14 protein-coding genes, 3 tRNA genes and 1 pseudogene are annotated in these 23,494 nt (G+C 61.5%); 7 read left to right on the top strand and 11 right to left on the bottom strand.

The annotated features are described in order from the left end of the window. The first annotated feature begins 58 nt into the window (after positions 1 to 58). Positions 59 to 2,301: pseudogene (gene glgB / locus V5E97_RS31390) on the top strand (1,4-alpha-glucan branching protein GlgB). 101 nt (positions 2,302 to 2,402) lie between these two features. Here glgB and V5E97_RS31395 read toward each other — a convergent pair. Together V5E97_RS31395 and V5E97_RS31400 are read right to left on the bottom strand one after the other, a co-directional pair. Beyond that, a complete protein-coding gene (locus V5E97_RS31395; protein ID WP_406695494.1) occupies positions 2,403 to 4,478 on the bottom strand; it encodes an endonuclease MutS2 in 2,076 nt (691 codons plus the stop codon). 159 nt (positions 4,479 to 4,637) lie between these two features. After that, positions 4,638 to 5,327 (bottom strand): HEAT repeat domain-containing protein, encoded by a 690-nt coding sequence (locus V5E97_RS31400; protein WP_406695495.1) that lies wholly within the window; start codon positions 5,325 to 5,327, stop codon positions 4,638 to 4,640. A 272-nt stretch (positions 5,328 to 5,599) separates the two neighbouring features. On the opposite strand from V5E97_RS31400, the gene V5E97_RS31405 reads away from it, so the two are divergent. Continuing rightward, on the top strand, positions 5,600 to 6,658 hold the full coding sequence (locus V5E97_RS31405) for a glycosylasparaginase (RefSeq protein WP_406695496.1): 1,059 nt from the start codon (positions 5,600 to 5,602) through the stop codon (positions 6,656 to 6,658). A gap of 756 nt (positions 6,659 to 7,414) precedes the next feature. On the opposite strand, the gene V5E97_RS31410 is transcribed toward V5E97_RS31405, so the two are convergent. Both V5E97_RS31410 and V5E97_RS31415 read right to left on the bottom strand, forming a co-directional pair. Continuing rightward, a complete protein-coding gene (locus tag V5E97_RS31410) occupies positions 7,415 to 7,960 on the bottom strand; it encodes a hypothetical protein (RefSeq protein WP_406695497.1) in 546 nt (181 codons plus the stop codon). A gap of 467 nt (positions 7,961 to 8,427) precedes the next feature. Further along, complete coding sequence (locus V5E97_RS31415) at positions 8,428 to 8,673, bottom strand: hypothetical protein (RefSeq protein WP_406695498.1); 246 nt, start codon at positions 8,671 to 8,673, stop codon at positions 8,428 to 8,430. Between the two features lie 838 nt (positions 8,674 to 9,511). Between V5E97_RS31415 and V5E97_RS31420 the strand changes: the two genes are divergently transcribed. From V5E97_RS31420 to V5E97_RS31430, 3 genes are read left to right on the top strand one after another with little or no spacing between them, the layout of a single operon-like run. After that, positions 9,512 to 10,057 carry a pyruvoyl-dependent arginine decarboxylase gene (locus V5E97_RS31420; protein ID WP_074313383.1) on the top strand — a complete coding sequence of 182 codons (546 nt, stop codon included), beginning with the start codon at positions 9,512 to 9,514 and terminating at the stop codon, positions 10,055 to 10,057. Between the two features lie 32 nt (positions 10,058 to 10,089). Then, positions 10,090 to 11,241 carry a homospermidine biosynthesis protein gene (locus V5E97_RS31425; protein WP_406695499.1) on the top strand — a complete coding sequence of 384 codons (1,152 nt, stop codon included), beginning with the start codon at positions 10,090 to 10,092 and terminating at the stop codon, positions 11,239 to 11,241. Further along, complete coding sequence (locus V5E97_RS31430; protein WP_406695500.1) at positions 11,183 to 12,289, top strand: L-threonylcarbamoyladenylate synthase; 1,107 nt, start codon at positions 11,183 to 11,185, stop codon at positions 12,287 to 12,289. The genes V5E97_RS31425 and V5E97_RS31430 overlap by 59 nt, the downstream gene beginning before the upstream one ends. Positions 12,290 to 12,441: 152 nt before the next feature. On the opposite strand, the gene ruvB is transcribed toward V5E97_RS31430, so the two are convergent. The 7 genes from ruvB to V5E97_RS31465 all read right to left on the bottom strand — a co-directional run bounded on the left by ruvB (position 12,442) and on the right by V5E97_RS31465 (position 18,378). After that, positions 12,442 to 13,542, bottom strand: coding sequence for a Holliday junction branch migration DNA helicase RuvB (ruvB, locus tag V5E97_RS31435; protein WP_406695501.1), 1,101 nt, complete (start codon positions 13,540 to 13,542; stop codon positions 12,442 to 12,444). A gap of 56 nt (positions 13,543 to 13,598) precedes the next feature. Continuing rightward, complete coding sequence (gene ruvA, locus V5E97_RS31440; RefSeq protein WP_406695502.1) at positions 13,599 to 14,258, bottom strand: Holliday junction branch migration protein RuvA; 660 nt, start codon at positions 14,256 to 14,258, stop codon at positions 13,599 to 13,601. 221 nt (positions 14,259 to 14,479) lie between these two features. Then, complete coding sequence (locus V5E97_RS31445; RefSeq protein WP_406695503.1) at positions 14,480 to 15,634, bottom strand: DUF1574 domain-containing protein; 1,155 nt, start codon at positions 15,632 to 15,634, stop codon at positions 14,480 to 14,482. A 1,755-nt stretch (positions 15,635 to 17,389) separates the two neighbouring features. Further along, on the bottom strand, positions 17,390 to 17,677 hold the full coding sequence (locus tag V5E97_RS31450) for a hypothetical protein (protein ID WP_406695504.1): 288 nt from the start codon (positions 17,675 to 17,677) through the stop codon (positions 17,390 to 17,392). Positions 17,678 to 17,978: 301 nt separating this feature from the next. Beyond that, positions 17,979 to 18,052 (bottom strand) — tRNA-Asp (locus V5E97_RS31455). A gap of 98 nt (positions 18,053 to 18,150) precedes the next feature. Next, positions 18,151 to 18,224 (bottom strand) — tRNA-Asp (locus V5E97_RS31460). A gap of 80 nt (positions 18,225 to 18,304) precedes the next feature. Further along, positions 18,305 to 18,378 (bottom strand) — tRNA-Asp (locus tag V5E97_RS31465). Between the two features lie 205 nt (positions 18,379 to 18,583). Here V5E97_RS31465 and V5E97_RS31470 point away from each other — a divergent pair. Both V5E97_RS31470 and V5E97_RS31475 read left to right on the top strand, forming a co-directional pair. Beyond that, positions 18,584 to 19,555 (top strand): UTP--glucose-1-phosphate uridylyltransferase, encoded by a 972-nt coding sequence (locus V5E97_RS31470; RefSeq protein WP_406695505.1) that lies wholly within the window; start codon positions 18,584 to 18,586, stop codon positions 19,553 to 19,555. 13 nt (positions 19,556 to 19,568) lie between these two features. After that, a complete protein-coding gene (locus V5E97_RS31475) occupies positions 19,569 to 22,934 on the top strand; it encodes a UTP--glucose-1-phosphate uridylyltransferase (protein ID WP_406695506.1) in 3,366 nt (1,121 codons plus the stop codon). The last annotated feature ends 560 nt before the right edge of the window (positions 22,935 to 23,494 follow it).

The raw sequence follows: 23,494 nt of genomic DNA on the forward strand, positions 1-23,494 counted from the left end.
AAGGTTTGTTTACAGAACTCCCCATTTCGATTGGCGAAACATGAGCGAGCTCACGAGCATGGCCGTGAAGAGTGCGAAGACACCGAGCATATCGGTGGACGACCTGAACCGGATCGTCCACGCCAATCATTGGGCTCCGTTCTCCGTCCTCGGTTCGCATGAATTGATAGAAGGGACCTCCAAATCACGCGTGATTCGGGCCTTCTTGCCCGAAGCGAAAGCGGCCTGGGTCGTCGATCTGTCGGGAGGTGAGCCCGGCGTTCGCGTTCCCATGGAGTTGGTTCACCCTGACGGATTTTTCGTCGCTCGCTTCCCGACGCGGACGGCCCCCTTTCCCTATCGGTTGGCGGTCGAGAGCCATGAGGGCTTCAGTTGGGAGTTCGTCGATCCCTACCAGTTCGGCCCGGTCCTCAGCGATTTCGACCTCCACCTCCTGGGTGAGGGAACGCACTACAGGAACTTCGAACGGCTGGGAGCGCACCTCCGCAAACATGAGGAGGTCGCGGGAGTTCACTTCGCGGTCTGGGCACCGAATGCCGAACGCGTGAGCGTGATCGGCAACTTCAATCACTGGGACGGTCGTCGCCATCCGATGCGGAGCTGCGGCGCCACCGGCCTCTGGGAAATCTTTATCCCCGACTTGTCCCAGGGCGAAGTCTACAAGTTCGAGATCAAGAGCCGGGTCCAAGGCTATCTCGTGAAGAAGTCCGACCCTTACGGTTTCTTCGCCGAGATGCGCCCCGAGACAGCGTCGGTCGTCTGGGATGTGACCAACTTCGACTGGCACGACGACGACTGGATGCGCAGTCGAACAAAGACCCAGAGCCTTCAAAGTCCGCTTGCCATCTACGAGGTGCACCTCGGTTCCTGGAAGCGGAAGACCGAAGAAGGGAACCGTTTCCTCACGTACCGGGAACTCGCCGACCAACTCGTTGAGCACCTGAGGGAGACGAATTTTACCCATATCGAACTCATGCCGATTAATGAGCATCCGTTCGACGGCAGTTGGGGGTATCAGCCGGTTGGCTATTTCGCGCCGACCTCGAGATTTGGCACCCCCGATGATTTCGCCTACTTTGTCGATACCCTCCATGCGAATGGGATCGGCGTGATCCTCGATTGGGTCCCCGCGCACTTCCCACGCGACGTCCATGGACTCGGCTTCTTCGACGGCACCCACCTCTACGAGCACGAAGACCCCCGACTCGGCGAGCATCGCGATTGGGGCACGAAGATCTTCAATTACGGCCGACCCGAGGTGCGCAACTTCCTCCTCGGCAATGCCCTCTTCTGGCTCGAGCGCTATCATATCGACGGCCTGCGCGTCGACGCCGTCGCGTCGATGCTCTATCTCGACTATTCGCGAAAGCCGGACGAGTGGGTTCCCAACATCCACGGCGGCAACGAGAACCTCGAAGCCATCGACTTCATCAAACGCCTCAACGAACTCTGCCATGCCGAGCACCCGGGTGTCTTGACCATCGCCGAGGAGTCGACAAGCTGGTCCGGTGTTTCGCGGCCCACCTACCTGGGAGGTCTCGGCTTCAGCCTCAAGTGGAACATGGGCTGGATGAACGACACTCTTGAGTACATGTCGAAAGACCCTGTCTTTCGCAAGTACGAGCACGGGCGTTGACCTTCAGCATGATCTACGCGTTCAACGAAAACTTCTTGCTTCCCCTCTCGCACGACGAGGTGGTTCACGGCAAGGGGTCGTTGCTCGACAAGATGCCCGGTGATCTCTGGCAGAAGTTTGCCAACTTGCGACTGCTCTACGGCTATATGTACGGCCACCCCGGGAAGAAGCTCCTGTTCATGGGGGACGAGATCGCCCAGTGGCGCGAGTGGGGCCATGACACCAGCATCGACTGGCATCTCCTCCAGTGGCCCGACCATCAGGGGATCAAGAACCTCGTCAGTGACCTGAACGCGATGTATCGCTCCGATCCCGCGTTGTACGAGGTTGACTTCGAGTGGCAGGGCTTCGAGTGGCTCGAACTGCACGACTGGGAGAATAGCGTCCTCGCTTTCCTCCGCTCGGCAAAAGACCGGAGCGATTCGGTCGTTGTGGTGTGCAACTTCACGCCCGTCGTGCGTGAGGACTATCGGGTCGGCGTCCCCAGCGGTGGCTTTTATCGCGAGATTCTCAATACCGACTCTCAGCGCTATGGCGGGTCGAACGTCGGCAACCAAGGGGGCGTGTGGGCCAGGCATGAGTCCCACGGAGGACGGCCGTATCACCTCTCGTTACGGATTCCTCCGATGGGTGTCTTGTTCCTCAAGACGCCGACGACTTCATGAAAGTCGGTGGAAAGGACGTCGGTCGCTCTCTTCGCCATCGGTTGAGGCGAAGGGAGCGGCCCGGTCTGGTTCTTTGAGTTGATGGGTTCGCCGCTCGTTCGTTACCGGGAAGACTCATCAGCGAAATCTTCGAGGCGGGGTGAGTTCTTGCTCACGCCCGTCTTGGCCTTGGCGGGACCCGCGACCTCGGGTGTGCGCATGGTCTGGGGGATCAGTTCGCTGATCGCGACGTCCCACTGCATCTGGCCGATGGCCACCACGGCCGTCTTCTTGCGGGGGTCGAGCTTGACGACTCGGCCCGGCCGATCGTAGCCGAACTTGGGGACGACCACGCGATCGCCAGGCTGGAGCCGGGCCCTGGCATCGGTGAGTCGCTCGTCGTTTTCGGCCTGGCGTTGCAGATCGGTCAGCCGCTGGTTGAGCGCTTCCCGGGTTCGTTCGGCTTCGGATTGGGCGGTCAGAGCAGCCTGACGCGCGTCCTCGGCGTCCTTGCGCAGTTTCTGCAGGATCGCCAGTTCGGGGAGGTCCTCGCCGCGCCCTTGGGCCAGATACTTCGCCGCGCGACTGACGATGTGCTCGGGCAGGCTGAGCCGACGTGCAATTTGCAGCGCGTTCGATTGGCCGATATCACCGATATGAAGGCGATAGCGTGGCCGCAACGTTTCGAGATCGAACTCGACCGCGGCATTCTCGACCCGAGGGTTCGAGAACGCGTAGGTTTTTAAATCGCCGAGGTGAGTGGTCACGATCGCGCGTGCGCCGATGCTGTCGATCTCGTCGAGGATCGCACGGCCAAGCGCGGCCCCTTCGGCCGGGTCGGTCCCTGCTCCCATCTCGTCAAGCAAGACGAGCGACTTGGAACTGGCCCGCCCGAGGATCTCCGTCACGCGTCGTACGTGGGAGGAGAAGGTCGAGAGCGATTGCTCCAGGCTTTGCTCGTCGCCGATATCCGCGAGCACCTCGTCGAAGACGGGAAGCTGCGACCCTTGATGTGCAGGGATGTGCAAGCCTGCTTGCGCCATGATCGCCAGGAGCCCGACGGTTTTGATCGCGACCGTCTTTCCCCCGGTATTCGGGCCGGTCACGACCAGGGTCTGAAACTGGAGCCCGAGGTGGACGTCGATCGGGACGACGGTCCTCGGCTCTTGAGGACTCGCCGCCGGAGGGGGAGAGTCGACGGTCTCGGCCGGAGGTTCCCGCGGCGGCTCGGGCACGCGAGGAGGCGCGTTATCGCCTCGGAAGAAGGCTTCGAGGAGTGGATGCCGGGCGCCTCGGAGTACCAGCTTCCCATCTTCGTTGAAGTCGGGCGGCGTCATTCGGCCGTCGAGGCTATAACGTCCTCGCGCGTGAATCAGGTCGAGCTCGCCGAGTGTTTCCAGACTGCCGAGTACCGATTCGGCGACCTGCCCGAGCTGGGCGCTGAGCCATCGGAGAATCCGGCGAATCTCCTTGGCTTCACGTGCGCGAATGAAAGAAAGCTGTGCGGAGTGCTCGGCGATTGCCTGGGGCTCGATGTAGACCGTCTCATTGCTGGCGCTGGTCCGGTGGACGGAACCTTGGATTTCGCCACGATGCTCTTTGGCGATTGGCAAGACGTAGTGGTGGCCAACCATCGTGAAGTTCGGGTAGCGGAGGATCCGCTTGATCTCGTTAGAGCGGAGCATCCGACGGAGGGTCTCTTGAATCCGCTCCTCAACCTGCCCGATCTCGCGTCGCAATGCCGAGAGCTTCCGGCTTGCGGTATCGAGGACGTTTCCCCGGCTGTCGAGGCAGCCCTCGATTGCATTGACGACCCCGGAGAATTCACCGACGCCTTGCTTGAGTCCGCCGAGTCGCGGGAATTCCTCGCCAATCCGGTCGAGCCATTGGTTAAGGTGGCCGACCGCGCGAAGTGTTTCGACCGCCTGGGCCAGTTCCTCGGGGTCGAGCATGGCGCCGATCTGGGCGCGGCGGACCTGGGGCCGGATGTCGTGCAGGCCTCCGAACGGCGGAGTCAGGCCGCTGGAGAGGGCATCGAGCATCTCGGTCGTGAGCGCCTGCCAGCCGCGGATCTCACCCGGATCGCGGCTTGGTTCCATGCGCCAGGCTCGCTCCTTGCCCAGGGAGCAGGCGGCTCGCTTGGCGACCAACGCGCGGACCTTATCAAATTCCAGAAGCTCTAGCGTATGCGTGTCCATGACCCCTCGCGGCGCGCTACATCGTCTCAGCCCGCTCGACCCGATCCTCCAGCGACACAACGCGGGAATTCGAGGTTCGCCTCGCGATGATTATCGCACGTTGCGGTCGGTTCTGGCCATGTCGCCTGGGATCGATGACTGGAGATCACGCGTTACAGTTCAACGAGCGGTCGGAGGAGGTGATGCCGCGGACATCTGCGGGAGCAGTTCCTTTTGCCAGGGACCGGGATCGACGCCGAGATCTTTGTGGGTGATCTTTCGCAGCGCATTGAGCGAGGCCAGGCGAATGGCAGGGTCTGCGTGCTCCATCGAGTTCACGAGCACTTCCATGATCCTCGGGTCTTTCGCATTCAATTCGCCGAGTCCTTCGATGGCGGCGATTCGGCAATCTTCCAGAGTGTCCACGGTCATGACCCGCGCGAGGATGGTCGCGTCTTCGGGCCGGCCGACCTGGCCGAGCGATCGGCAGGCCTGCGAACGCACCAATCCCTCGTTGTCGCCGACGGCCCTGATCAACGCCTCACGCGCTCCGGGATCGCGGAGCTCACCCAACGTTCGGCAAATGACAGCGCGGGTCGCCACTGGTTCTTTGCCATGCTCGAGCTTGTTGACTAGCGTGGCCACCGCCTCTTTCTTCTGCTCGTCGGTGTCGTAGCACTGGGGTGAGGCCAGCTTGTGATAGGCGAGGTAGCGAGTATTTGGGTCCGGGTCTTCGCGGACCTTTCGCAAGAACGACGCCGCGGTGGTGCCGCTGAATCCAGAGCACCCAGCGAGCCCGGCCGCAACCAGTAGGGTTGCTGCAAGGGCCAGCCGATTCCATGCGCAATGAGTCGGTAACGTGCCGTCCATGACCGTTCCGCCTTAATTCAACAGACGCCAGAGCGTAAATGGATTTGTCGAGAGCCGCAAGCGAGATGAGCGAGTCACAAGTCGATCGTTGAGCCGAGTCGACAGGAGCCTCGGCGCGGCGGGCATCATAATCCGAAGCGTGATGACGGCCAAGGCCAACTCGTCACGATCGGACTCATTCAAATCATGGCGTGCCGATGGGCCGCTCATTATGATGAACGCGACGAATGGCCAGGGCCATTGCGCTATCAACGTCGACGAGGGATTTTTCGATGTCCGATTCCGTCAATCGCCGCCACTTTCTTTCCGTCAGCGCTGCCGCGGGGCTGAGCACCACGATCCTCGGGGCGGCGGCCCCCGTGCCGTTGGGAATGAAACGACCGATCGTGGTCGCGAGTGGTAACGGACTGAAGACCGTCGAGAAAGCGATGGAGCGGATCAAGGCTGGGGCCGATCCTCTCGACGCGGCGATCGAAGGGGTCGCGATCGTCGAGGCCGATCCCGAGGAACACACGGTCGGCTATGGTGGGATCCCCAACGAGGAAGGGATCGTCGAGCTCGACGCGGCCGTCATGCACGGCCCGACTCACAGCGGTGGCGCCGTCGCCTCGCTCCGCAACATCATGCACCCCGCCGCTGTCGCGCGCCTGGTGATGAAACGCACCGATCACTGCTTACTCGTCGGCGAAGGGGCGCTCAGGTTCGCGCGTGCTCATGGGATTCCCGAGACCAACTTGCTGACCGATGAGGCCCGGGAGATCTGGCTCCACTGGAAGGAGACGAACGGTAAGGACAGTGATTGGATCGCGCCTCCGAATTCGGAGTTGTCACCGGCTGTCCGCAAGTTCTTCGGGATTCGCGAGCACGGTACCCTGCATTGCTCCGCGTTGGATACGCACGGGAACCTTGGCTGTGTGACCACGACCTCGGGTCTCTTCTACAAGATCCCCGGTCGCGTGGGGGACTCGCCGATCCTGGGCGCGGGGCTCTTCCTCGATAATGAAGCGGGGTCCGCCGGCTCGACCGGTCGAGGCGAGGCGAACCTCTTGAATCTGTCCAGCCACACCATCGTCGAAGGCCTGCGCCGCGGGCTCGCGCCTAAGGATGCCCTGCTCGAAGCCTGCAGGCGAATCGTGGAGACAAACCGCAACCCGAGACTCCGCGACGCGAAGCAGCGGCCGAATTTTCAGGTCAAGTTTTATTGCGTCGCCAAGGACGGACGATACGCCGGTGCCAGTCTCTGGGCTGGCGCGAAGATGGCCGTTCACGATGGAGATTCGGCCCGCCTCGTCGATTGCGCCTCGCTCTACGACGACCCCGAGCCGAACTGAGCTTGGCCGGACTCGGACGTATCGGTCGGCGAGGAAATGATCAGCTCAAGCCTGACGGATTGAGCGAAGCTTGAGTGCCCCAGGCCTGGACGCTCCTGCACGGGTTCCGAATACGGAGCCCGTGACACTTGGCAGGCAGGTAGACATCAACGACGAAGCCTCGCATCGACGAAAAGCTGGAGGTGCGGACTTCACATACGTTGAATTCGCGGCCCGCCTGGCCGCGAGTCGAACTGGCGATTCGCGCGATCGACTGCTGATGACGCCGTCGGCCGCGACGATGTGGACCTCGCCAATCTCATCGGCAACGTAGGTTGGGCCGCGTCGGGATTGGCCGCGATCACGAAGCCGCGCGCCTGCTCCTTCGAGCCCTGGCCTTGCGCGAGCGACTGCAGGGTCTGGGCGATCCGGTCACAGCCGACAACGCGCTACGGCTGGCCACCATTAGTGCCATTCAGGCGACCGTCTCTCCTGCAACCAGGCCGAGCCGACAAGTCTCGACGATGAGGCGCGATGGCGCTTCGACTCGTCGTTTGCGGCGTGTGTGAGTGGGGTCACGACCATCGACGACCGAGCAACGCTGCGTTTGATTCGACTCGTTGCGCGAGGTCGAAACGTAAAAGGCCCCACCTCCGCGGTCCTCGTCTCCGCCCCTCTCACGCGGCATTCTGGTGAGGGGCGGGACCGAGGTGGATGAAGGTGAAGCCTGAGTGGTCAGAGCGACCATGCGATCTGTGAGCCGGAGCGAGAACGTGCTCAGGCGGTGGGGGTCGAAGACGCGACGTGCTTCTCGCCGGCCTTGGAGACGTGGTAGCGGATGTGGCCGCTGACCTTGTCCTTTGCACCCTTCTTGATCAGCTTCTTGGTAGCGAGCGTCTCGAGGGATTTCGCCTCGGCCTTCTTGTCGGCCAGGTAACCCTCCTCCTTCGTGCCATGGACGATCTTGAGCAGGTCGAGCTGTCGGTCGGTCAGCTTGACGACTGCAACCTTTTTGGGAGCGGCTTTCTTCGTGGTGGCGGCGACGGCGGCCTTCGGCTTGGGCGTGCCGGCCTTCGAAGCGGTGGCCGCCTTGACCGCCGGGGTCGTCTTCGCGGCGACCGACTTCGCGGCAACCGGCTTCGCGGCAGCGGTCTTCGCGGCAGCGGTCTTCGTCGCCGCCGGCTTCACCGCGGCGGCCTTCGTCGCCACCGGCTTCGCCGCTACTGCAACCTTCTTCGGGGCGGCCTTCGTTTGGGAGGCCGAGGGGCTGGTCTTCTTGGTGGTCGCTTTCTTCTTCACCGCCATCGCTTCGAACCCTCGCATCAAGGTAGTACTCATTGTGGACCGGCACCAAACCACCGATCTCACCTGTCACTTCATAGCGAAATATATCAGGACCGGGAAGACGAAGATGGGTCGCCGCCGAATGGTTTTGTCTCGATTCCGCTGAAAACTGTCTCGGCATTTGCAACGCATACAAAAATATTGAGGCAACCAATGGCTGTGAAATCCAGATGCAACCAAAACACGATGTGCGGTGAAAGCAATGTTATGCTTCGCTTTCCCCAGGTTTCTTGAGGATTCTCGCGGCCTGCTCGAAGCACACTGAGCATCACAACGCATCGCATCGCATCGCACGCTCCGCGAAGTTCGCGTGCATTCCTCCCTCGAAAAAAAAATTCGCGAGAAGCGCTATTTTCTCGTGGGTTTTGAGCTGAACGGCCAGCGAGAACGAGACACGTCAAGCACACGAACGAGTCTCGTCTTTTGTCGATGCGTCGGTTCAAGCCTCACGTCACGCTGTTCCGTGGCTGCGCCGCGGGTGTTTGTAACGCGCATCGGTTGATCGCCTCGCCGCTCGCTACTCGCTGCTCGGTGTGATCGTACGCTGCGGAAGCGAGTCCGAAATGAGACTCTGTCGGAGTGATCGCTTGCGCGGTGAAGAGGCGAATTCGTCGGAGCGCGAGGCCAGAGATTTCGAGGAACGCGAGGCGGTGCGCGTCGGCGATCAGGCTGCGATAAAACGTCGAAGACATCGTGCTCGTCTCGCTTCTCCGGCCATCAAACCTCGTGATCCGAGGAGGAATCGCAGCGGTTTCAGAGCGTGCCGCACGCGGATCAGTTGGCTGCATCAACCAAGCGACCGTTTCAAGAAGCACGACGAGGGCTGGTGTTGATCAACCCAGGGCATTCGTGTTGTATCGGCCGCGAGCTTCCTGGTGGTTTGCGCTTCACCTTGACGTTCTCGGAAGATGTGACGCCCGAGATAATGTTGCCGAGTTTGCGGGATAGGGAAGACGGTGTGCCCATGGTCGAACCCGCCTCGAGCCATGACTGAGGAGGAACGTGTTGCCTTGAGGAACTCGCGCTTCGCGGAACGACAACGCGCTGGCCATGGTCACCGGCGACCGGATTCGTTTACGACTTCATCGCTGGTTACGATTGAGCGGGGGCGAACGACCTCAACACTCGAGTCCTGGTTCAAATCTGCCGATTGAGAGAGTCTTGGAAACGAGGCGGGAAGACACGATCGGAGCCGGGTCTCTGGAGGCACGAGCGACGACGTTTCATCCGCGCGCGAGTGTAGGGACGTCGATCCTGATGGTCGAGTCGTTCCCGCTCGGGGGGAAGCGCTCCTCGATGCCGGCCGATGCGGTCGCGTTGGAAACGCCAGAATTGTCGTTTCCATTCCATTGTGAGGAGGTCATGAAGACCCGTTGCTGGACTTGAAGCCGGGGCGAGAATGCCTTACCTTGGCCATTGTGTAAATTATCCGATGCGCGGTCGTGGCGACACGACCGGTGGGGAAGCGCGAGACGTTGCACCGGCCACTTCCCGGGTGGGATGCCGGTTCAGGAGGTGTCAGCGAAACCGATGTACGTACCCAAGCAGCTTTTCTTCACCAAAGGGGTTGGCGTCCACCGCGAAAAATTGACGAGCTTCGAGCTTGCTCTGCGCGATGCCAAGATTGCCTGCTACAACCTCGTCCGAGTCTCGAGCATTTTTCCCCCCCACTGCGAGGTCGTCTCGATTGAGGATGGGTTGAAGCATCTCGAACCGGGACAGATCGTGCACTGTGTGATGAGCGAGAGTGCAACGGCTGAGCCGAATCGCTTGATCGCAGCCAGCGTCGGAGTGGCGATCCCGCGTGATCGGACCACGTTCGGGTACCTCTCCGAACACCACTCCTACGGCCAGACCGCCAAGATCTCCGCAGACTACGCCGAAGACCTCGCCGCTGAAATGCTCGCGACCGTCCTCGGGGTGGAGTTCGACCCGAACAGCTCGTGGGACGAGAAACGCGAGATCTGGAAGATCGCCGACGTCATCGCCGACACAAGCGAAGTGACGGCTTCGGCCGTTGGTCACAAGGGGGGACACTGGACCACCGTCGTGGCGGCGTCGATCCTGCTGCCGTGAACGAGCGAAAGCCGAGAGAGGTCCAAACGACGATGACGGAACCAGGTAACCCGCTCAGTGTCCTTCAGCAGGTCAGTCAGCACCGGATCGCGCCCCCGGCCGTTTCCGGTTCTGACCTCGCTGCCGACCTGATCGATCAAGCGTTTCTCAGCTACAATGCCGGCAGACTTCGCGAAGTCTGTCAGGTCTTCACGCGAAAGATGCTCGAGCCCAATTGCACGGTCGGGCTGACAATCTCGGGAGCGCTGACTCCCGCGGGCTTGGGTATGAGCTGCTTGATCCCCTTGGTCCAAGCCGGCTTCGTCGATTGGATCGTCTCGACCGGCGCGAACCTCTACCACGACACCCACTACGCACTCGACCTGCCGCTCCACCAGAGCCGGCCGAACCTCGATGATTTTGCGCTTCGTCAAAACGATATCATTCGGATTTATGATATCGTCTTTGACTATGCGACCCTGCTCGACACCGACGCGTTCTATCGCGAACTGATCCGCGACGACGTGTTCGCACGCACGATGGGGACCGCCGAGTTCCACTATGAAGTGGGACGCTATCTGCAAGGACGGGCCCAAGCCCTGGGGCGTCCCGCCAATAGTCTGCTGGCGGCCGCCTACGAGGCCGGAGTGCCGATCTACACGTCCAGCCCCGGTGACAGTTCCATCGGGATGAACCTCGCCGCGCTCAGCCTCCAAGGCGGCAAGCTTCAGATCGACGCACTCCGTGACGTCAATGAGACCGCGGCGATCGTTTATAACGCCAAGCGGAACGGCGGTGAGTCGGCGGTCCTGATTCTTGGTGGTGGCAGCCCCAAGAACTTCATTCTTCAGACCGAGCCGCAGATTCAGGAAGTGCTCGGGTTGGCTGAAAGTGGCCACGACTACTTCCTCCAGATCACCGACGCTCGGCCCGACACCGGCGGACTCTCCGGCGCCACGGCCAGCGAGGCCATGACCTGGGGTAAGGTGGACCCCGAACGGCTCCCCGACTCGGTAACCTGCTATACCGACAGCACGATCGCGTTGCCGCTCCTGACGGCCTATAGCTTGGCCCGGCACGCGCCACGGCCCTTGCGACGCCTCTACGACCAGCGTGAGGCGAGCTACGAGACGCTACGATTGGAATATGAGAAGCACCGTGCCGAGGGGGAGCCCGACCCCTCCGCTCGCAAGACGTTGGGCTGAGGCGGTTGCCATCCGTCCCTTCGTGCCGCGTCTCACGCCTGTCATTCCAGTCAACGACGATGAGCCCGATCCCAGCGCCGTTGCCGCGGCCGCTGGGATTCTCAGGCGCGGCGGGCTCGTCGCCTTTGCCACCGAAACGGTCTATGGCCTCGGGGCTGATGCCACCAACCCCGAGGCCGTCGCACGGATCTTCCTGGCCAAGGGAAGGCCGTCGTTCAACCCCTTGATCGTTCATGCCGATTGCGTCGAGATGGCTCGCGACAGCGTATTAGAATGGCCAGCGAGTGCCGATGTCCTGGCGCGTGAGTTCTGGCCAGGGCCGTTAACGCTCGTACTTCCTCGGGCGGCCAATATCCCCGACGTGGTCACTGCCGGTCGAGAGACGGTCGGCGTTCGGATCCCCCGGTCACGCGTCGCTCGCGCCTTGATCCAAGCGACCGGCAGGCCGATCGCCGCCCCCAGCGCGAATCGATCCACCGGAATCTCTCCGACCGAGGCCTGGCACGTCTCCAACGATCTCGACGGCAAGATCGACCTGATTCTCGACAGCGGGAAAACGGGAGTCGGGATCGAGTCGACGGTGCTCGACCTCACGACCAACCCCCCTCGAGTCCTCCGCCCCGGATCGATCACGGTCGAGCAGATCCGTGAAGCGCTCCAACTCGAGGTGCTCGGCCAAGGTGCTATCTCCCCCGACTCGCAAGCGCATTCGAGTCCAGGGCAGATGGACATCCACTATGCGCCGAGGACTCCGACCTTCCGGATCGAGCGCGAAGCGTTCGAATCCGTACCGAGGGAAGGTCGATGGGTCCTGATCGTGCTGGGCGAGACGCCGAGCATCGATGTCCCGCCGGGTCGTCGACCCGACCAGCAGTTCCACTTGCAAACGCCGACCGAGGCCGAGTCGTCGCTCTACTCTCACCTCCAGGCGATCGATTTGAGTGGGGTCGATTTTCTGGTGATCGTCCCGCCACCCGACGAGCCGCGCTGGCTTGCGATTCGGGATCGGCTCTGGCGTGCCTCGCGGCCCTGGCCGGCCGGTCTCTGAACTTCCTGTAGGGTGACCCTGGCCCATTAACTTATGTGGTTATCAGAATCTGGTTATGGGGTGAGCCGTGCCCACCCCGCAGATGAATTCGAACTCCGGTTCTGTGGGGTGGAGTGGGCCCGGCCGGCGATTGCGAACGGAGCCGCGGTTGGTTATTCGAACAGCCGGCGCTGATCGTCGAATGAAAACAGATCGGGGGCATCGGATACGGGTTCAGGGAGCCCGAGATGGCGATAAGCCGCGGGCGTGGCGCGTCGGCCACGAGGCGTTCGGACGATGAAGTGGCGGCGGAGCAGGTAGGGCTCGACCTCGTCGGTCAACGTATCGATCGCCAGGTTCATCGTCGCCGCGAGCGCCTCGGCTCCGCTCGGTCCGCCGCGGAAGACCTGGATGAGCGTCTCCAGGTAACGACGGTCTTGCTTGTCCATGCCTTCGGAGTCGACCTCCTGCATGTCCAGCGCGTCGCGTGCGATCGAGAGGACGATGTGTCCGTCAGCTCGGGCCGTGGCATAGTCGCGCACCCATCGCAGTCGAGCATTGGCGAGACGAGGGGTGCCTCGGCTTCTCCGGGCCAGTTCCCAGGCTGCGTCCGGAGTAATGGTCGTCCGCAATTTCTCGGCGTTGATCGCCACGATCCGCGCCAGGTCGTCGATGTCGTAAAATTCCAGATGCTCATGCATGTGGAAGCGATCGCGCAACGGACCCGAGAGCATGCCACTGCGCGTCGTGGCGCCGATGATCGTGAACTTCTTGAGGGGGAGGTTGATCGTCCTCGCCGCGATCCCTTCACCCAGGACGACATCGACCCGGAAATCTTCCATCACCGGATAGATGAACTCTTCGACCGTCTTGGGGAGGCGATGGATTTCATCGATGAACAGGATCGAGCCCTCGACGGCATTGGTCAGGTAGGGCATGACGTCCATCTTCTTGTCCAGCGCCGGGCCGCTGGTCATGTTGAGCTCGACCCCAAGCTCATTATGCAGGACCGTCGCGAACGTCGTCTTCCCCAACCCGGGCGGCCCGTCGAAGAGGATGTGAGGGAGGGGCTCACCTCGCTTCTTCGAGGCTTCGAGCGCGATGGACAAGCGCTCGGCGACGCTCCGCTGGCCGACGACTTCGGCCAGGGTTTGCGGTCGCAGTTTCTCGTCCATCTGATCGACCGGCCGACCTTCCTCTCGCTGCGGGTTCGTGTGCCGGTTCGGTTCGGGAGCCTCCCCCCCCTGTCCTCCCATGATGATCGGTTCGCGCATCGGACAATCCTTTCAAGGCCGTGATCGGCGGCGACTGGACCGGAGCCGCCCAGAGGTTAATCGGGCTGGCGCTGTTGCTGATAGATGGCGTCGATCATATCGGCCACGCTCTTGAACTTCTTCTTGCCCGTGAGGACGCGATCGATTTCACGTCGGGCTTCGCTCTCGTTATGACCGACCGAGAGGAGCGCGGCGAAGGTATCGCGGATCACGTCGGGTTCCACAGCTTCCGCGACGCCGTTGGACTCGGCCGCCGTTCCCTCGGCCGCTGCGGCCTGCCCGACGATGAGCGTGAACTTACCGACCTTGCGGCGGAGCTTGGCCACGATCCGCTCGGCAGTCGCCTCGCCGATTCCAGGGTAAGTTGAAAGCATCTTGACGTCCTGGTCCTGAATCGTCCGCGCGAGTTCGCGGACCGGGCGGACCATGGCACGAAGCGCTTTGCGAACCCCGACGCCATCGACTGAACAGAAGATCTCGAAAAACTCGCGGTCGATCGCCGACAGGAAACCGACAAGCCGGGGCGTCATCCGGCCCCCCATCGCATTTCCCTCGATGTAAAAGATCGTGTGGAGACTGACGATCTCGCCCAGGTGGGTCTGCATTTTCCTTCGCGTGTACTCGGGGATGAGGACCTCGATCTCCATCGGGTCCACCGCCAAGGTCAGCACTTCGTCGGCTACCGTGCGAAGTATGCCTCGAATCTGCGAGATCACTGGCGGTTCCCCCTCTCCATCTCAGTCATGCGTTCTGTGGTTTTGTTCACTATTATGCCTGTTGCGGGGCCGCGCGACAAGGGAGATTCTGGCCACCTGGCCCGAAAACATGGTGGGCCGTTGCGTCGCTGGGCCACCGGGCGATCCCAGGCCGGAGGAGGAGGAGCTGGCGTTGAATGCGACTTTCTGGAGTGGCTGGCATCGGGTCGACTTTCGATCCGTCAGCGAGTGACCTTCCAGGGGAGCCTGGTCTCGTTGACCTCCGCGAGTTCAACGATGTCGGCTCGACTCGTTCGTTCGCGATAGGAGGGCAGTACGAGCCAACGCGACCGAGGTTGAGGGTTACCTTCCAGATAGGGGCGGAGGATTTCACCCAGGTCGCATGTCATGGAGATCGCGCCTGGCCGGCTGACATGCATCGCGTCCGAGAAGACCGTGGCCGGGTATCCCGTGCGTGCGCCATCCACCACGACGAGGTTGGGGTGATGAGCCTGAAGGCCCTGGGCGAACGCCTCGAAAGACGAGGTCAGCCCTTTTTCCTGACGCATTTGCTGAAGCCGAGCGTCGATCGGAGGGATCAACAGAAAGACGGTGATGTCATGGCTGGCCGCGAGCTTGAGGAGACGTCGGACGTAAAGCGTGTTGATTTGTTCGTGTTTCCACTCGGCTGGCGTCAGCCATTCGTAGTCGGTGGGTGTGAGTTCGGATGCCGGGGAAGGCTTGGGAGCGAGGATCATCGCCCCTTTGTTGCTTTCGCGGTTCCACAAGCTGGTCAGAGTCGGCTTTCTCAAGGAACAGGGCTTGCCGTCGAGAGTCGCCATGATCGCGTTGCGGATGTCGTAGCGATTGAGGACCGAGGGGAGGATCTTGGCCAGGAGGACCTCGGCTGTGAAGTCGGGGTCGTGTGCGGTCCAGCCCAGGTCGATCGACTCGCTCGCCGAGAGCAGGTTGGGGAAGAACCGAATGCAGCCCCGGTAGCTGTTCTTCATCAGGTGCGGGTGGAGGTCGAGCACCACCGCCTTGGGCCTCGCTCCCGAGTCGAGGGCGCGCTTGAGCAGGTAGTAGTCGGCTTGAGGCGGAGCGCTACACATGGCGAGGTTGTAGGTCCGCCGGCCGAGCCGCTCCTCGAGCACTTGGGGGACGACGCCATAGGACGTCTGGCTTGTTCCCAGGCAGAGGATCTCGGCGTTCTTCGTATCGACGCGGGCCGATCGGCCTGTGGCGTACCACAACCAATACTCAGGCCGAGCGAGGTCGAGTGCGGCACGCGAGATGAAGAGCTCGGTCGCGAGCAAGAGGCCGAGCATTCCGAAGAAGCCTCGAGGAAGGCGGCTGCCCCGGTTTGATTCATTCCGTTCGCCCAGCGTCTCACTCATCGTCCTGCTCCTGAGAGGAAGCCTGCCCTGGCGATTACGGCTTGCTGGGCTTCTCGGAATGGCGAACCGACATCGGCGACCGTCCCGATTGAATCGAGACAAGAGGACCACGGCTCGAAGCTGGGCTTCGCGCTCGAAACGAGTCCGGTCAGAGATGTGATGGGACAAGACATCCGTCGAGTTCGTCCTTGAACTGATGCCGCGAGTCCTCGCAGCGCATCCTGATCGAATCGAGCCGCCTCATTCCACGGTCTTGCACGTAAGAGGCGTTTCGTCTCATTCGGCTCGCAGGCCGGTCGACTTGAGCCCGCAAGCCGTCGCGATGCCGGAATCCGAGGTTCATCCGTGCGGTCGGAGTTCAGCAGGAGATCGATTTGCGATCAAAGCAGGTCGAATCTTTTATCAAGAACGAAGGGTGCCGATCGCGGCTGGTTGGCGAGAGTCGATTGGTTTTGGGCGTCGCTTGGAAATCCTGGGGATAGGTGCCGACCCCATCGAGTCCGGATCTTCCAGGACTCAAGGAGCGAGAGGACTTATTGGGGGGGCCGCCCCTTCTTTTTCTTTGGCGTGGGGGCAATACGCGTGCAATCCGCCCCTACCCTTTGGAGTCGTGACAGAACTCACGGACGGTTTTCCGCCCTCGGCTTACATCTCGCTTCTTGGACTTCACCTTCGGTTTCCACGGCTCCAACCGGCTTTCACAAACCAGGTTTCGCTGTCGCTTTTCCGCGATTCAAACGCGGAAGCCATTCTGGTCGAACCTGTTGCGGACGGAGCCGCAGTTTTGGAGCGGAGGCACCGATTCTGATTAGATTTGGTGCTTTTGGGGATCCACGCTCAATAAAGCTTTCTGGCTTTCGAGAGAGCGGGGCTCGAGACGGTCTTTCTTTTTTTTGCCCGGATTGCGAGGCGAACTGCAACTGCATTAGAGGAAGAATCGCCGGACGAGTGCGGTCCGTGAGAACTCGTCCCCGCTATTCTGGCGTCCTAATGGAAGAGAGTCGGCTTACTATGAACGATTATGTTCAGGGTACGGAAGGACGAATCGATACCCTCGTCGAGGAACTGATTCCGTTAGAGACGTTCGAGTCCGCCGCGGTGGCTTCGATTCTGCTTGCTTGTCGTGCCGCATTGAGGGACGGACGGATCGCCGACTTGGAGCGAGTGGTTTGGTGGTTCCACGATTCTTTGAAAGAAGGGAATTACGCACGGGCGGAAGTTCACGTGAATTAGCGACTGGTGGTTCTCAGGCTCCACCTTCGGTTCAGGTTGCGGTGGACCTCGCTGATATTTCTCTGTCTGGTGCTTCGGGAGTGAGGGGCCGTTGTAAGGCTTTGCCGAACCCGTTTCGCCCGACGTCAACGCGAGCGGCCATGGCATTACCGTCGACCTAACAATTCCCGTAGGGTGGGCACGGCCCACCATCTTAACCTCCTCTTTGGCAAGGAGATAGGGATGGTGGGCCGTGCCCGCACTACGGGAGAAATCGAATGCTGGCCGCTGTTCAATCGCAAATCGTTGATGAGTTAATGACGGGTTGGGCGAAACTTTACGGGCCGTTGGGGATGAGAGCGGCCTTCTTGGCTGCCCGGAGCACTGAGCTGAAGGGGGAGCCGCCCACGGGCCTCGCTGGGGCGGTGAAGGATGGGGGGCATCATAATCCGCTGAGTGTCGATTCAGGGGATCGAGCTCAAGGGGAGATCAAGTGGACTTGGCCGGAGGCCCAGCGGGGAGGAGCAGGACGGACCGATATTGCTACGAGGTCGAGTTCGGTGCGATGCCGAGCGTGGCCTGGATGAGTTTCTTTCCTTCCTCGCCAAACCCGTGATAGATGCTCTTCATCGCGGCGGCCGTCAGGGCGGCGGCACCTTCGAACCGCCATCGGCAAGTCACGTCCACCATGTTTCCTGTCATGGTGAACGGCGCTTCTCCTCGGAAGACCAAGATGCACTCGACGAAGGCGCATTCCTTGTAGATCTTGCCATCCAGGACGATCGTTTCCCCGGTGAACGTCTCGTCAATGTGCTCGACCAGATCTGCCATGGCTGCTCAAGACCTCCCAAGAAGATGTGGTCGATATCAACAGCCAAGGCGCGACGTGCCGGGCTGTTGCCTGAGATCTTAACACGCTCCCGCCTGGCCGCAGGGGGATTGAGCATGCCTCACAAAGGGGACGACCGAACGGCCCGTCCTCAATGAATATGATACTCACACCCGGGCCGGTCCAGGGGTGCGTGAGGTTTCGTCTCGGCTCACGGAAGGAAATCCGATGAGTAGCGGACGTTGAGAGGAGCTTCGAAATGAGTAGAGCCCCTGAATAATGTTCAGGGGCTCCTCTCTCAAACGAGGATGACGGGGCTCGAACCCGCAACCTCCGGCGTGACAGGCCGGTGCTCTAACCAATTGAGCTACATCCCCAAAATCAAATCCTCAGGTCGAGGGGCGACTCCTCGACGGTAGCAGAATTCAGGAAACCAGCAAAGCCCCCGCTCGAAACAAAGGGCTTTCCTCTCAAACGAGGATGACGGGGCTCGAACCCGCAACCTCCGGCGTGACAGGCCGGTGCTCTAACCAATTGAGCTACATCCCCTCAGGTCGAGGAGTTTACTATCGGCGGCAGCGTCCAGGAAACTAACGAAGCCCCTGGTCATCAGGGGCTTTCTTCTCGAACGAGGATGACGGGGCTCGAACCCGCAACCTCCGGCGTGACAGGCCGGTGCTCTAACCAATTGAGCTACATCCCCTACCTCGTGAGGAAATCATCTTAGGGTTGTGGGGGAGGCTTGTCAAGAGAGAGGGGTTGCCGGTCCGCGAAATGGCCGTTAGGCTTGCACCCCTACCTGATGCGAGAGAATGGGTCGACGCTTCGCTTCTTGGATTTGCCCCAACCCAACTGGGCACCAGGTCTGATGCCTCGTGCTTGAGAATGGAACGAGAGGATCACGCGACGTGCAGATCACCAAGGCGGTCATCACGGCGGCCGGCCGGGGAGCCAGGCAATATCCAGCCTCCGACACGGTGCAAAAAGCAATGCTGCCGCTGGTCGATCGTGATGGACTGACCAAGCCAATCCTCCAGATCATCGCGGAAGAGGCCATCGAGAGCGGGATCGAAGAGATCTGCATCGTCAGCGCTCCGGGGGACGAGTCGGTCTACCGGAGCCACTTTCGCAATTATGCGCAAAACCTGCGGTCGTCGTTCCGCGGTTTCGAGTGGGCCGAGGAACAGGCACGACGGCTCGACGACCTCGAACAACGACTTCGGTTCGCCGTTCAGCCCGAGCCTCAGGGATACGGCCACGCGGTCTGGTGCGCCCGCGATTTCGTCGCCGGCTCCCCCTTTCTTTTGCTCCTGGGCGATCACCTCTACATCTCGAGTGAGGCGAGGCGGTGCGCCCGGCAACTGATCGACCTCGTCAGCGATGAAGGGTGCTCGGTCTCTGGGGTGCAGGCAACCCGAGAACACCTGATCCATCAATACGGCACTCTGACCGGGAAACGGCGGCACGACCTGCCGACGGTCTATGCGATCGATGAGATTATCGAGAAGCCAAACCCGACGTTGGCCGAGCTGAGGCTTCAAGTGCCCGGCCTCCGTGCGGGACATTACCTCTGTTTCTTCGGAATTCACGTCCTGACGCCGGTGGTCTTCGACCTGCTCGATCACCTCGTCCGGTCTGATACGCGGGAGCAAGGGCAGATTCAATTGACCACGGCCCTGAATGAGCTCGCACGCCGGGAGAAATACCTGGCCCTCGAGACTCGTGGGTCGCGATATAACCTCGGGGTGAAGTTCGGGTTCGTCGAAGCGCAAATTGCCCTGGCGCTTGCGGGCGCGGACCGCGAGCGGATGCTTGCCGGCCTGCTCGAATCGATCGTGCGGATCGAACAAAATCACGCGGCTTCGGACCCGGCGCTTTGAGTTAAGGCGGCTCATGAGTCTTCGCGGATCCCTCCTGATCGACACCATCACGAGCCCTGACCCGAGCGTGCGCAATCGCTCGGTCCGCGACCTGATCGCGGGGGGCTCAACCGAAGAGATTCTTCGCGCCTGCGAGGAACTGGAAACGTTTCGCCAGTCGGCCGAGAACCTGTACGAACGGGTTCGGGCTTCGATGTTTCTCCATGCGATCTATCGCTACGCGCTACAGGACAGCGCGGACCTCCGCGAGACGGGCCACATCCCATTCGAGGGGTTCAAGGATCTGATGGGGCGCCGGTTCGAGCAGTCGATCGCCGCTTTCCGAGGGTCGATGGATCGCGAAGGGGCCAATGGCGCGATCGCAAGCGCCCTGGCGCAGGCCTATGAGCAGTTGACCTATCAGACGCTCGCCGACCAGGTGCGCCGATCGGTCCGGAGCTGCCGTGGCAATCGCTGGATGTTCCGGGTCGGTCAGGCCGACGAGCAACCCCTCCGGCTCCATCCGAGACTGTTGGAGCGGGATTCGGATCAGTCGCTCTTTCCGATCCTGGTCGAACGGACTCCGGTCCGGCTCGACCTCTCCCACAGCGCCTGGTCCGACATCTTCTTCCTCGGCATGGATTATCCCGAGGGCGCCCGTGTCCTGAACATCTCGGTCGACCTGGGCGTTCATGGCCGTGACGATCATCCTCGGCCTCCGATCGAGACTTACGTCCGCGCCATTCCCGAGCCGTTGCTCCGTCTGACGAGCATCGACCTGAATGCGTGCAAAGATGTGACGACGCTCGAAGAGCTCTTCAACTTCGGCAATGACTACCTGGGCCTGATCAAGGCAGGGGTCATTGCATCGGGGTTGGTCCCTCCTTCGTTCGAGGGCACCGCGAACCGGCTTGACGAGCTTCTGGGGCACATCGTCCGGCCCGGTTACGGTCTGGAAGTCGTGAGCAAGGTCAACGATATTCCGAAGGGATCGCGGCTGGCCGTCTCGACGAATCTGCTCGCCTCATTGATCAGCCTGCTGATGCGCGCTACTGGGCAGACGAGGAACTTGACCGGCCTGCTCGATCCGGAAGAAGCGCGAGTCGTGGTCGCCCGCGCGATCCTCGGCGAATGGCTCGGGGGGTCAGGCGGAGGATGGCAGGACTCGGGGGGGACATTCCCCGGGGTCAAGGTCATTCACGGCGTCCCGGCGGGTGAGTCGGACCCGGAAAAGGGGATCAGCCGAGGGCGACTGCTCCCGGAATATGAGCTCCTCGACGGCCAGACCGGTGATCCGGCGCTGACCGAGTTCCAGGAGGCGCTGGCGGAGAGCCTGGTGCTGGTCCACGGCGGCATGGCGCAGAACGTCGGGCCGATCCTGAACATGGTGACCGAAAAGTATCTCTTACGGAGTGGTGAGGAGTGGGAGGCGAGGCAGGAGGCGCTCGCCATTTTTGAGGCGATCGTTCAGGCTGTCAAGCAGGCGGACGTGCGGGCTGTCGGAGCGCTGACCACGCGCAATTGGGAAGGACCGCTCAAGCGAATCATCCCCTGGGTCAGCAACCAGTTTACCGAGACGATCATTCGCGAGGCGAAGGCGGCCCTGGGAGAAGACTTCTGGGGGTTCTTGATGCTCGGAGGAATGTCGGGAGGGGGGATGGGATTTTTCGTCGCCCCTCATCGACAGGAGGCGTTCCGGGGCGAAATCGCCGCGATCATGGCGCGAACGAAGGCCGCGCTCGACGATGCCATGCCCTTCGCCATGGAACCGGTCGTTTATGGATTCCGGGTGAACTCGTTCGGGACGTTCGCCGTGCTCCAGAGCGGCGATGCCGCGCTGATGCCGTCGCGGTATTACACGCTGCAGGTCCCTCGAATGATAGCCGTGGGAACCAGTGCGCTCGACCCGTTGCGGATGTCGGATGTCGATCACTTCGCGAACAAGAGTCGCGATACCGGGGAATTGCTCCGCGTCTTCCGGACGATGATCAACAACCTCTTTCCGGTCACTCACGCCGCGGCCGACCCGACCTCGACCTCATGGGATCAGGACTCCGACCGGATTCGCCGCGAGAACGGTTTCGACCCGGTCCAACACGCCCAGCTTCGTGAGGACCTCCAGCGCGGACGGATCGGCCTGGCTCGCAACCGGCTCCCGATCACGACGGACATTCGTGACGTCGAGGAGTCCGATCTCGTCTTCGCTCGCGAGGAGTCGACAGCGCCTGAGGTGATCCGGAATGGCGTCGAGGCACTCCAACGCGGCGAGGTGGCGGTCGTGACGCTTGCCGCGGGGGTCGGCAGTCGATGGACCACAGGCGCAGGGGTGGTCAAGGCGATCAACCCGTTCGTGATGCTTGCGGGCCGGCACCGAAGTTTTCTGGAACTCCATCTGTCCAAGACCCGCAAGGCACAACGGCGGTACGAAGTGGCGATCCCCCATGTCGTGACGACCAGCTACCTCACTCATGCGGCGATCGAGCGGCACCTGAACCGGTCGGCGAATTACGGCCACGACGGTCCGGTCTATCTCTCACGCGGCCAGTCGATCGGCCAGCGTTTGATCCCGATGGATCGCGACCTGACTTTCCTCTGGGAGGAAGGGGCCCACGAGACGCTCGACGAGAACAAGCAGAAGGTTCGGGACGCCAGCCGTCGCGCGATCCTCGAATGGGCACGGGGCCGTGGGGAAGGGACCGACTACGTTGATAACGTCCCGATCCAGCGGTTCAATCCTCCCGGCCACTTCTATGAAGTGCCGAACCTGCTTCGCAATGGCGTTCTGGCTCGGCTGATCGCGGAGCATCCTAACCTCAACTGGCTCATGGTCCATAATATCGACACCTTGGGGGCGCATCTCGATCCGACCGTGCTCGGCCTGGTGATCGAGTCGAAGGCGACCTTGAGTATTGAAGTCATTGCGCGTCGGATTGACGACCGGGGCGGCGGGCTCGCTCGCGTGGGTGGCCGACTTCGGCTCCTCGAAGGGCTGGCCCAGCCCCGTGAGGATACCGAGTTCGCGCTTCGCTACTACAGCACGAATACGAGTTGGGTTCACATCGATTCGTTGCTCGATGCGTTTCAACTCACCCGGTCCGACCTGAGTTCGAACGAGTCCAAGGTCGCCGCCGCTGTCCGCGCGATGGCCGCGCGGGTGCCGACTTACGTGACGATCAAGGACGTCAAGCGGCGCTGGGGCCATGGCCAGGAAGATGTTTTTCCGGTTGCCCAGTTTGAGAAGCTCTGGGGCGATATGACTTCGCTTCCGGATCTACCCTGCTCGTTCCTCGCCGTCGACCGTCAGCGTGGGCAGCAACTCAAGGACACCGCCCAACTCGATGGCTGGGAGAACGACGGAAGCCGCGAATACGTCCAAACGATCTGCGACTTTGGCGCGTGATCGGGCGTGGCCATCGCCTCAAGATCGGACTTCTCTGTCAACCGAGAGGGAGAGGCCGAACATGCGTAACGTAAATGCATGCGGATTTAAGCATGTTAAATGGTCTGTGTGGGGACGGAATGCCCCGACGGCAAGCCACTACGGTCCCAATAAGAAAATGTAATAATGGATTGATTAGTATGCAGGCCCTGCTGCTTCTTCGGTCCCTGCTGATCAAGTTTGGCTGTGCCGTGACGTGATCAGAGTGCCCGAATTGCTTCACTGACAAGCTGTCGCGTTCGTGCTTCTATTGATCATGGTATGGATTGTAGGTGATTTGCGGTTCAAGCTTCCGTCTTTGTTCGAGCCGATCAAGAAGGGGGATGGGCTGGCCGATATCCCCAAAGGCAGGCGATAGCCTACAGTGGGCGAAGTTCGCGGATGGATCGACAGGCCGCGTCCAGGGCGTGGTCGAAATCAGGGAGGCAAGGATGGCACGTCGAAATCGGCGAGTCGGCGTGAGGCACTTGCGAGCGGTCGCCTATTTCTTCGCTTTCCTGTCTGGATCGTCGGGATTCGGG

The sequence above is a fragment of the Singulisphaera photorubra genome (assembly GCF_045290345.1).
In the GTDB taxonomy this organism is placed as follows: Bacteria; Planctomycetota; Planctomycetia; order Isosphaerales; family Isosphaeraceae; genus Singulisphaera.